Origin of the sequence: Halorubrum persicum (genome assembly GCF_002727125.1) — an archaeon.
In the GTDB taxonomy this organism is placed as follows: Archaea; Halobacteriota; Halobacteria; order Halobacteriales; family Haloferacaceae; genus Halorubrum; species Halorubrum persicum.
Genome location: NZ_NHOA01000008.1, coordinates 85,431 through 96,169 on the forward strand (window position 1 = coordinate 85,431; position 10,739 = coordinate 96,169).

At 52.6% G+C, this 10,739-nt stretch carries 8 protein-coding genes; 4 read left to right on the forward strand and 4 right to left on the reverse strand.

What is annotated here, in order from left to right:
• Positions 1-76: 76 nt before the first annotated feature.
• A complete protein-coding gene (locus tag DJ69_RS01250) occupies positions 77-3,286 on the reverse strand; it encodes a DUF499 domain-containing protein (RefSeq protein WP_099253966.1) in 3,210 nt (1,069 codons plus the stop codon).
• A gap of 598 nt (positions 3,287-3,884) precedes the next feature.
• On the opposite strand from DJ69_RS01250, the gene DJ69_RS01260 reads away from it, so the two are divergent.
• The 3 genes from DJ69_RS01260 to DJ69_RS17715 all read left to right on the forward strand — a co-directional run bounded on the left by DJ69_RS01260 (position 3,885) and on the right by DJ69_RS17715 (position 7,471).
• Positions 3,885-5,639 (forward strand): DEAD/DEAH box helicase, encoded by a 1,755-nt coding sequence (locus DJ69_RS01260; RefSeq protein ID WP_099253937.1) that lies wholly within the window; start codon positions 3,885-3,887, stop codon positions 5,637-5,639.
• The gene (locus DJ69_RS01265; protein WP_099253938.1) at positions 5,632-6,783 is read left to right on the forward strand and encodes a FliH/SctL family protein; all 1,152 of its coding nucleotides are present in this window, start codon (positions 5,632-5,634) and stop codon (positions 6,781-6,783) included. Before DJ69_RS01260 ends, DJ69_RS01265 begins: the two co-directional genes overlap by 8 nt.
• Before the next feature lie 331 nt (positions 6,784-7,114).
• A complete protein-coding gene (locus DJ69_RS17715; RefSeq protein ID WP_144050364.1) occupies positions 7,115-7,471 on the forward strand; it encodes a hypothetical protein in 357 nt (118 codons plus the stop codon).
• 238 nt (positions 7,472-7,709) lie between these two features.
• On the opposite strand, the gene DJ69_RS01270 is transcribed toward DJ69_RS17715, so the two are convergent.
• Positions 7,710-8,555, reverse strand: a complete 846-nt coding sequence (locus tag DJ69_RS01270) for a DUF6414 family protein (protein WP_099253939.1) — start codon at positions 8,553-8,555, stop codon at positions 7,710-7,712.
• A 487-nt stretch (positions 8,556-9,042) separates the two neighbouring features.
• Here DJ69_RS01270 and DJ69_RS01275 point away from each other — a divergent pair, with 487 nt between their 5' ends.
• Positions 9,043-9,354, forward strand: a complete 312-nt coding sequence (locus DJ69_RS01275; protein WP_099253940.1) for a hypothetical protein — start codon at positions 9,043-9,045, stop codon at positions 9,352-9,354.
• Positions 9,355-9,492: 138 nt separating this feature from the next.
• On the opposite strand, the gene DJ69_RS01280 is transcribed toward DJ69_RS01275, so the two are convergent.
• Positions 9,493-10,476 carry a hypothetical protein gene (locus DJ69_RS01280; RefSeq protein WP_099253941.1) on the reverse strand — a complete coding sequence of 328 codons (984 nt, stop codon included), beginning with the start codon at positions 10,474-10,476 and terminating at the stop codon, positions 9,493-9,495.
• A 78-nt stretch (positions 10,477-10,554) separates the two neighbouring features.
• Entirely contained in the window at positions 10,555-10,704 is a 150-nt protein-coding gene (locus DJ69_RS19270) for a DUF7837 family putative zinc-binding protein (RefSeq protein ID WP_449404440.1), read from the reverse strand.
• Positions 10,705-10,739: the final 35 nt, after the last annotated feature.

Sequence of the window (10,739 nt, forward strand, 5' to 3'; positions counted from 1 at the left end):
CCTCGACGAATTTGAGACAAATAGTAGGATATATTATATTCCGTCGTGAGTCAATACTTGTACGATCGGCTATTGATCATGACTTCTGGAAGCTGATTTCGACCTTGAGACTCGTCGCCTCTTCGGGCATCCGTTCGAACATATCCTGCACCTTCGTGTAATCCTGTTCAGAGCGTAGCGTCAGGCTCACCTGTGTCCGCTCGACATCAGCAGTTCCCTGTAGTGTACCAGGGACGCCCTCTCTGTCCGGCAGCATAAAGGTGACATCACCGTATTCGACTGTACCAGTTTGATGCTCGTCCCGCCACTTCTTCCGCAGCGCCGCAACATCGTCGCCGTTGTATTCGAAGCGCCACGTGTCGGCCTCAGTGTCGGCCTTCCGGAATGGATACCCAGGCACCCAGTCCGATGCCTTGTCCGAGCCAGTCGTGTTGACGACGTACTCCGGCTCTTCGTCCTTGCCGATGTTCTCCAGTAAGAACGTCCGAACCATATGCTCGGTGACGCTGCTGTCGAACCGGTCCGTTACCTTGTTCACGGTGAACTGCTCGCCCGGTTCGAGATCCTCGATGTACTCCAGTATCTTCTCACCGATCCGATCCGGAACCGTTGGGACAATCTTGACTGTCGTTGGGTCACGGTCACCCAAAGACTCCAGGTATCGTCCGCCCGCTTCGAGGACGTAGTCGTCCACCAGGAAGTCGTTGACTGCCTCGCGTGCGATGGTCTCGGTTTCGTCCGGCGGTAGGAACACGCTCTCGTCGCTGCGGATCTCTCCGATTATTGTATCGAGATTCGCGTAGCCGTCCTCGTCGATTGCCTCTTCGATTCGGTCGGAGAGGTAGGATGCACCGACCACAGTTGCACTCCCGACATCACGGAGCGTTGCGTCGGACTGTGGCTTGTCGAGGATCTCGTTCCCTCGGACGATGACGTACTGCTCCTCACGGTTGAGTCGGCCTATGGCCCTCATGATGATGTCGTGGCTGTCTCCGTCGATCCAAATCTCCCCGTCCTGTACGAGCTCCAGCTCGAAGTCACCGATGTCGAGCGCTGTCGTCCCGCTTCCGAACCGCTGTCGGAGTTCCTGTTCGACATCGTCCACCCCCCACACATCAACGTCGTCCTGGTGGACGAGCACCGTGTCGAGCGAACTTCCGGATAGGTCACTGCGGAAGCCACTCGAATCCCGCGCCAGTATGGGCTTGTCTTCCAGCGCCTCGACAGTCGCGTTCAGTACATCATTTGCGCTCCCTGGAATGGGTAGCTCTGGATCGCGCAGGAACTGCTCGTAGATGTCTTCGATGGAAATCTCACCACGGCGCTCCAGTAGATCCTCAACGATGGGCCAGACGTGCGTTTGCAGATCAAAGGGGTCAGCAGCTGCGGAGTCGGCGATGTTGGACGCATCCAGTTCGGGACCATCCAGAACGTAGACATCGAGATCCATCGGGGCAGCGAGATCGAACTCGTTGAGCAGGTCATCGCCGTCGAGAACCTCACCGTAGAGCAGTTGTAGCTCTTCTTGGAGTTCGCTCACTTCCTGTTCTTTCATCTCTTCGATGGACTGCCGGATTTCCTCGTCGAGGGACTCGTCCGAGAGCACTTGCCGAGCGCCCTCTATGTAGCGAGCCTTGTCGATGTAGCGCGTTCCGGACTCGATCGACTTCTCCCCAGAGGGCTGGACGAATACGAGCGTGTTGCGCCACTCGCGGCCCCGTCCGTCGTTCGTGATGACGCGCTTGACTTCTTTTTGGGTCCATTGACTGTCTTTGACGACGACTTTGATCTCACGGGAGTCCGGAATGTCCCGGATGTCGTTTGTCCGGAAGCCGACCGGATGCGCGTTGGATCCAAAGATGTCGGTGATGAAGTCCGCGATTTCGGCCTTGGCCGCTGTCTCTGACACGTCAGTCGCTGCGTTCCGAATGAGCGCGTTCGGGTTTTGTCGGTCCCGGATAGCGTACTTCCCGTTGAGCTTGTGAAGATGCCAAGCGACCCCGTGTAGCCGTTCGAGGTCAAGTACGACATCGGCGACAAGATCTCCCGTCTGGTACGCCCCCATTACGATCTCGGACACGTCAGCGCCCTCTCCTTCGCTTGGCTTCAGTGAGTACAGCAGAATCGTGTTCAGCACGCGTCGGCCGTGTGGTACGTCGTCTGTATCTACGCGGCTCTTAATGTCGCCTGTGGCGGCGTTCAGACGCTCATAATTAATCTTGGCCAGTTCGTCCTCGAACTCGATTGCATCGATGTCACCGTGCGTGATCAGATCTGTCTGATCCTGCATTTCGAGAAGAACCTTCGAGAACAGGTAGATCATCCCGCGCGTGTTCTGGTTTCCTTCGTCGGCGTAGTAGCGCGTTTCGAGCGCATCAAGGAGTACAGGATGGAACGGATAGAGGTCGTGCATATCCGCCAGAAGATCATCCGGGAGCGTGACGTGGTCGGACTGATCGTAGGCGTCAAAGTATCCGTTGACGATTTCACGGGCGGCGCTCTCGTCTATGTCGTCGATCAGGCGGTGACGAAGGACTTCGCGCTTGTCCACCTGATTGTTCATATTGACTTCGACCGCCTGCTCCCGATTCAGAATATCGTGGACCTCTGAATCCTCGCGGAGTACGGAGACGATAGTGTAGAGTTCTAGGTCCGAGAGCGCGGTCGATTCGAGCAGCGACTGTAGGAATGCTTTGTTCGAACTCTTGCGGTCGCCCTGCAGTGTGTCGAACCAGTCTTCGAGTTCGTCGACGAAGAACGCGACTGTCTTGTCGCCAACAGCATCCTGAATCATCTGCATATCGGGGTAACCGCCGGAGTCGAATGTTCCCGGATCATAGTCAAGCGCTTCGAAGAAGGGTTCCCAGAGATACTCGTACTGTTCATTCTGCATTGCGACCGTGACGGGGATCGCGGACTCGGGGAGTGCCGGTTCGAATCCTTCGACCGAGTCGCTGGCCCACTCTGCTGCGGCTGTAGGATCGTCGAAACAGTGGTACAGCGCCACCATCTGGTGGGACTTCCCACTCCCGTATGGGCCGTAGAGGATATGTGTTCCACGCGGATCCTCGCCAGTCAACGAATCGCGGAGAATGGTAAGGGCCTCTCGAAGCCCCTGTGTCATCAGCGTTCGATCAAAGAAGAGCTTCGCATCAGACTCGAATTCATCCTCGTTGTCAACGTTGTAGAGTTTGACTTGTCCGTCGATTTGTCCGTCCTCTCGTAGTTCACGACTCAGGGTGACCGTATCATCAAGAGTTTTCGATGAGGGCTCTGTTTCGGCCATCTGTTGATACTTAAACACTGCTTGGCAGGAGAACATAAACGCTAGGGTAAGAGGGTGTCATAGAACACTTCCCAAGGTATCGTTTTCACCGAATTGCCGCCGAATCACTCGTTTGAACGAGCGTGCATACTGAACTTCGAGGGGGGTCTACCAGCCTGATGCGTTTGTTCGACTTAGCACCGTCTTGCCTGCTTCAGACATCGCTCTCACCCCGCTTCTCGGTTTCAATGTGAAAGAACGTCGCCGCCGAAATAGAAAGGAGACCCATACCGATGAGGAAGAACGCGAGCGCTAGGAGTCCGGAAGGGACACGCGCGACCACAAGAGCGGCTATACCCGCACCGAGTAGCCACCACCCTTGCCTGTAGGTGAATTCGGGTAATAGAGCACCTCGCATACGAGAAAATTGTCACCGATTCGTTGTTATAATTTCCCCACATAAGCTGGACGGGCTGTTACACTTGCGCCCTGTACTGACCGATCCCCTATTTTGGGTTTGGGAACCTTTCTATGACACTCTCTAGGTAACCCTATTTTTGTGCTGCCCGGACCTGGGCATCGCACAACGTATTTGGTCGTTACCATACTCTACAGTGGTATGGCTGATTATGACCTCGTCGAGACAGAGGTCAATCACGGATCTGCGGACGAACTTCTCGATACAATCGGAGAACAGTCTCCTAGCGGTGATCACCTTCAGACCGTTCAGGCGGTACGCTTGCAGGCCGGCCAACCAGATTCTGAACTCAGGTCCCTCAAACAGCTGGATGAGGATGCGGTCAAACTGCTGGAACACCAGGTTGATGCTGCCTATCGTGCGCTCTTCGAAATGGACGGGAAAGCGCTCCTTGCTGACGAGGTGGGGCTGGGGAAGACCATCGAGGTCGGGATGATTCTTAAGGAGATGCACTTCCGTGAGACAGATGATTCAGTGCTCATCCTCACGCCAGCCCAGCTGGCCAAGCAGTGGCAGGGGGAGCTACTGGAGAAGTTCGGTCTTGAGTACGTGTGCAACTACGATGAGGAGTTCGCGGGGTTCGACCAGCACGACCACATTATTGCGAGTATTGACACAGCAAAGAGCGATCGGCATCGAGCAACCGTGCTCAACCGGGACTGGGATGTCCTTGTCCTTGACGAGGCACACTATGCCAAGAACGAGGAAACGGACCGGTACGACCTGATTGACAACCTCTCGTATCAGTATGCGTTCTTCTTGACGGCAACGCCAATCCAAAACGAGCTCACCGACCTGTATAATGTGGTTTCCCTGCTTCGGCCAGGGTTGTTCGGAACGCGCGATGTCTTCCACCACTATTTCGTCAACAGTAATCAAGAGACACTCGTCAACCGGGAAGAGCTCCAGGACCGGCTCCACAAGGTTATGATCCGGAATCGTCGCGCGGATACTGATATTGATTTCACAGAGAGAACCATCGATACGCGAACGTTCGATCCATCTCCGAAAGAGCGCGAGCTCTACCAGGCAGTTTCCGATTACGTCAGAGGTGCGTATAGCGAGAACCAAGGACAAAAACTGGTTCTGATGCTGCTGCAAAAAGAGGTCGTCAGCAGCCCTGCTGCGCTGAAAGGAACTATTGAGAAGCGGCTTGATGACCAGTCGGAGCTCTCCCATACGGAAGAGTTGGAATCGATTCGTGATCTGATTGATAGTATTGAGATGGTCACGAAACAAGAGAAACTACTCAGCATCGTTGAAGAAGCCCGTGACCACGTTGAGATGGGGCGGGTTATTGTTTTCACACAGTTCAGAGCAACCCAACGGGAAATCCTGAATCGGTTGGCTGAGGAAGGCTATACGGTTCATTCTTTCCACGGCGGACACTCCAGCCAAGAGAAGGAACAGATTGTCGAAAATTTCGAAGAAAGCGGCGGGGTTCTCGTCTCAACAGATTCTATGTCAGAAGGTCGAAACCTACAATTTTGTAACATAATGGTGAACTATGACTTGCCGTGGAACCCGATGCGCGTAGAACAACGCATCGGCCGTATTCATCGAATCGGTCAGAAGCGGGATGTATTCATATTCAATATGGCGTTGAAAGATACGGTGGAAGAATACGTCTTAGAACGGTTGTACCACAAAATCGACCTCTTCCAGCAGACGGTAGGGGAGTTGAGTTCGATCCTGACCCGTCTAGAGGAATCCGGGACGACGTTCGAAGACGAGATATTCGAGCGGTTGGTTAACGCTGATTCCGAGGTTGACTTGGAGAATGACTTTGACGCGATGGCCGTTGATCTACAGGAGCAGCGCGACCTTGCAGAGAAGCTAGAAGAGTTCAACAGCGGCGTGTTCGAGGGATTCGATCTAGGTGCGAGTGATGACTGACGCAGCCTTGTCGATCACGCAGTCGGCCGTTGAGCAGTTCACCGAACAGTATCTCACCGAAGTTGGCTGTACTGTCCAAAAAGACGGCGGTCGATGGACTGTTATCGCTCCAGAAGGGGCTGAAACAGAGGTCCTGAACGGAGAGATTTCACTGCTTTGCGGTGAGCCTTCGTCTGATCTAGGTGAGAATGAACGCGAACTTCATCCGGAAAGTACGTTCTTCCAAGAACTGATTGCTGAGGCGAGCGAGCGGAGTCCGACTGGCAGGATCATACTAACCTCTGAAGGCACACAGATTGAAATGCCACCGTGGATACAACAAAGCGACGTTGAGGTGGCTACTGCCACGTTCACACCCTACTATGATCGCACCGCAGTCGTTTTTCTGTATCGAATCGGTATTGAGACTGTCAGCGAGTACCAGACAGAATTACTACGCGCTATTGCTGTCGACACTCGGTCAACGGACCCACTCCCGAAACTGGAAGATACATTTCTCCAAAGCGTGTCTTCACCCGCACCGATCGAAGCCTCTCCAGTTGATTTTGAGCGATCTGAAGCGCGCAACCTGATTGAACAAACTCGTGAAGTGGTGGTGGATCGAGTCCAACCGAAGATTGACGAGATCCATCAAGAAGCATCTAGAGCGGCAGATGCCGAAATCGAAGAGTATCGGCAGCTGCAACAGCAGCGAATCCAGGAACTACAGGAAAAGACCACTCAACTTTCGTCACGTATTGACGACCTTAGTGAGTCGATCCAACAGAGCAACACCCAAAGTGAGCGTATGCAGGCGCTGGAGAAGCGAAAAGAGATCAAAGCCGAATATGAAGATGCAAAAGCAGAATTAGAGAAGCTCCGTCACCGTCGTGACCAGGGATTCCCCGAGAAACAGCAGGAAATTCGTGAAAGGCACGCTCTGGAAGTCGTCGTAACTCCGCTCACGGTGACACAAGTGGAGTATGAGCGAGGAGAACTTGAACTGGAATTAGAAAAACAAGGGGTAGCACAGTCGCTGACGATTGGATACGGCAATGGGGTTGGAGTGACTGACGAAATGCGCTGTGACTCCTGTAATCAGCTACTAACAGAAGACAATCCAGTACAGGAGATCGGAGCAGGTATTCGATGTTCGCAGTGTTAGAAGACCTGAGGCATATACAGATTTGTACAAAACCGATAGATAGCTCTCTACTTTCAAGGTAAAATCGTCACTGTCTCTGTTGGGATTTCTGGATTCATACTGGGTTCGCCACGAAAATCCACTATCGATTATCCCGCTCACGTCTTGTGATTTGGATGTGAAACTTCTGAAAGTCCCAAGATGTTTTTTAACACTACAAAATACGACCCTGTGTGATAGAATATGATGCGATCCCGAAATCAGGCGACTACAGCCGTCTCTCACCGGATCGCGGATTCTTCACGTCGGAACTCACAGCAAACAAAGAGCGATAGAGGCTACAATCCGATATATGACACGAGATAATTCTGAACCAACGAACGGTACTGACAACGGTAGGGAAGACAGACAACCCCCGCAAAACGAGTTTGCAGATGCGGGCGAACACAGAGACATAGAGCTCACCCGGGCACGACACTTGGTAAGTATGTTGTCCCGCTCCAAGATTCTCACCGAAAAAGAAGCCCAGGCATTCGCATTCCGGGAGATCGCGGGTTTTGATCGCCAACTAACTGCCGAAAAGACAGATATGTCACCGCACGATGTCGATGCATATCTACTTAGTGCCGATATAGAGATAACTGAAGCTCGGAAGTACCTCGAAATCATCGATGATGCTCGCCGCTCCGTTGAGTCAGGAAACGGGTGACTAAGGGAATACACATCCCGTAGCTAGTCTTGATCTTTCTGTAACTTGTTACAAGTACTGTATCAAATACAGAGAATGGAACACGTATTGGATCTGTTGAAATCCTCTACCCGTGAACCCCAACTCATCTACGGTCAATACAGGGGACTCACGGATCGTTCAGTACAGTGAGAACAGATTTCGCTACTACGTGGTCGAGGCGTCCCAAGCAAAAACACGACTAACGGTCGTGGTGTCGCTAATACAGGTAGATTGCAACCGGGCGCACCCGTACGTCCGGGTAGCCGACCTTGAAATCGTCCTCTGTCACTTTTCGGTCAAGCAGGTCGGAAGAACTCGACACCATTTGCTTGAGGAACATCCGTCGCTTCTGCTGGGCGTCTCTGTCACTTCCGGGCAATAAGTCCATCACGTTCATCAGCCACTCTTCCTCTCCTCGGTTGTACACGTGTTCCACGCGGCCAAGTACGTGATACTCAGTGTACTCGGACAACTGGCCGTCCAACTCTCCTTCTCCGAGCGAAAACACAACATCGACATCAAGCGAGTCGGTTGAAGTGTTGACCGTGTAGACATCCTCTCCAGAGTCCAGCTCGTTGAGGAAGTCCTGAATATCCGAGAGAGTGAATTCCTGTCCCTGCTCCTGAAACGACATATCGAAATCAAACATTTCGAGGTAAGGCTTGACATCTTCAATCATCTTCTGTAAATCGTTAATCGGTGAGGCCCGAATCTGGCCTTCCGCCTCAATGAAGTCGCCATCCTCAAGCTCCCGTCTATCGCTCTCCTCGATCTCGTCAAAGGACGTGATGTCGTCTTCATCCTGCAGGATACCGTGCAGGACGGCGAATTTTCCTATTGAGTCAAGCTCACGGACTAACTCCATCTCTTCTTCGTCCGTCGTGGATTTTCCGAGTTTGAGACGGATGATCTTGCTCAACCCACCGCCCTTGTCTGTGGTTTCGGAGTCTAATGAGCGTTCTACGACTTCCTTGATGTCACCCTCGTTCAAGTAGCTGAACAGCCGGTCGATGGTTTGGGTGTTCGTATAGATGACCTCGGGTGCATCAGCGATGGAAACCATACAGCAGGATTGGGTTGAGTATCATAAAGTGGTTAGCAACTTCCTGTCTGGAAGATAATTCTGATGAGTATGAATCGAGTGTTGAATCTGGAAATATAGAAGCAGTATCGTGATGGGTTTAGTATGAGACAGAGGCAGGCTTGTTCTAACGGTTGACCCATTGAAGCCTGGGTGAAATCAAACCCCTGCATTACACCCTGTTAGACAGGAGTAATGATGTCAGGAATTTCCTGTCCGACGCCTATATTGGTGGTAGTCTCAGGTAATGCAACTACGACGACGAAGCCATAACACTTCAACAGAATTGTGTAAAACCGACAGATAGCTTCCAAGCTCTCAGGTAAAATCACCCCTATCTCAGTTGGGATTTCTGGATTCATACCGGAGTCGTCACGACAACCCATCCCGCTCACGTCTTGCGATTTGGAATATGAGATTCTGAAAGTCCCAAGGTGCTTTAAAACACTACAAAATACCACCTAGTGCGATGCAACAAGTCATCAACCGGAAGCTCTACGACACGGAGCAAGCTGAACAGGTCGCCCGATACGCTCCCCTTACCGATCGTGGCGATTTCAACTACCTGATCGAGACGTTGTACAAAACCACTGATGGAGAGTACTTTCTCCATGCTGAGGGCGGTGCTGCGACCAAGTGGGCTGAGAAAATCAGCAATCAACGTACTCCTGGCGAGGTGATCCAGCTGCTAACAGATGAAGAAGCAGTTGACTGGTGCGAAGAACGGTCGATCGATGGAGAGATCGTCGTTGAGGAGTTCGGCGGTTTGATCGAGCAGTAGGCAATCCTTCCAGGTTACTATTATAGGTCTACAACCCGGCAGTGGCGAGGCTACGAAGGCTTTACTGTGAAGTTCGTTCATAAGAATCTCGCCCGAGAGCTATTGACTCGGGTGCTGACTGAGTAGTAGTTACCGCGGTCACCCGCTTGTCGAGCGCGTGTGATAACTGGATCCAGGTTCGAATTCGGTAAGTTCCTGAATCCGGGCTTCGAGTTCTTCGATTTCCTCTCGGAGTTCCGCGGCTTCCTCGCCATCTGTAGCCGCGAGTTGATCTTTGAGACCTTGCAAACGCGTCTCCTTGCGTTCCTCATCAACCTCAGCTTTCCGAACGTACTCGCGTTCTTCGATTTCGTACACGTCGGACTCGCTCAACTCCGTTACGTCTAGCGCATCATCGACTTTGTTTCGGTCGACGCCCAATACCCGCCCACGTTCGATGCCAGCTGCTTCGAGTGTCTCCAGGACTTCTTCGTCGTCTTTCAGTGATCGGTTCCGACGCGTCGTCCGCTGGACAGCACCGAACGGACCAGTAACGGGGCGGTCGTGATGCAGCCGAGTCAACAGTATGTCTGCCACGTCTTTACGAAGCCCATCTGCATTGCGTTGCACATCCGACAGCAGCGTGTAGAGATTGACGAGCGTATCTGTCCCTAACTCTTCGAGTACGTCCACATCATGACGTTCGAGCGCATCAACCAGCAATAGCGCGTCCGCATACACGTCCAGATCAGGTTCCGTCCGGTCAACTGACTCTCTCGTCGTCTCTTTCTCAAGCACTTGGCTTGTTGTTGGTCCCTCTGTTTCGACGATTATCCCTTGCTCTCCATCAATTTCGAACCGTGGATGGAGACTCAGTACCGCCGGATACGGATCGGCATCGGGTGGGAGTCGATCAAGCTCAAATCCATCTGGATCGTCACTTATGCGACGGTACAGCGTTTCGAACTGGTCGCGCTGAAGGGGTCGCTGGTCATCTTTTTCGTCGAGGTCGATAATAACGCGCTGTTGCTGCACGTCAGTGATACGGAATCGCTTGTGTGACAGCGGCGTAATGAGCGTCGCTCCCTCAGAAAGCTCATCCAGTTCTTCGAGAAGCGTGTTCCACGAAACGCTGAATGACATATCAGACTCAACGACCTGAAGTGGTAAAATCCTACAGGCCACAGCTATCCCCTACTGCACGAGTAATTGTTTGACAGATTACTGCGGCTGAACTGGTTCTTTGCACTTGGGACACTCAGCGTACACCCGGTCCTCATTATTAACGACGTACTCGATCAGAATTGCGTTACGAGGGACAGGTAGCTCACAGAAGGGGCACGCACCAAGACTGGATGGTGCTTGTGACATGGTAAGGGGGAACTTGGAGCGTGTGACAGGTTCCA

What these genes read in the sequence shown, in the direction of transcription:
- DJ69_RS01250 (WP_099253966.1), bottom strand. Translation starts at nt 3,286, where the DNA reads ATGGCCGAAACAGAGCCCTCATCGAAAACTCTTGATGATACGGTCACC.
- DJ69_RS01260 (WP_099253937.1), top strand. Translation starts at nt 3,885, where the DNA reads ATGGCTGATTATGACCTCGTCGAGACAGAGGTCAATCACGGATCTGCG.
- DJ69_RS01265 (WP_099253938.1), top strand. Translation starts at nt 5,632, where the DNA reads ATGACTGACGCAGCCTTGTCGATCACGCAGTCGGCCGTTGAGCAGTTC.
- DJ69_RS17715 (WP_144050364.1), top strand. Translation starts at nt 7,115, where the DNA reads ATGACACGAGATAATTCTGAACCAACGAACGGTACTGACAACGGTAGG.
- DJ69_RS01270 (WP_099253939.1), bottom strand. Translation starts at nt 8,555, where the DNA reads ATGGTTTCCATCGCTGATGCACCCGAGGTCATCTATACGAACACCCAA.
- DJ69_RS01275 (WP_099253940.1), top strand. Translation starts at nt 9,043, where the DNA reads ATGCAACAAGTCATCAACCGGAAGCTCTACGACACGGAGCAAGCTGAA.
- DJ69_RS01280 (WP_099253941.1), bottom strand. Translation starts at nt 10,476, where the DNA reads ATGTCATTCAGCGTTTCGTGGAACACGCTTCTCGAAGAACTGGATGAG.
- DJ69_RS19270 (WP_449404440.1), bottom strand. Translation starts at nt 10,704, where the DNA reads ATGTCACAAGCACCATCCAGTCTTGGTGCGTGCCCCTTCTGTGAGCTA.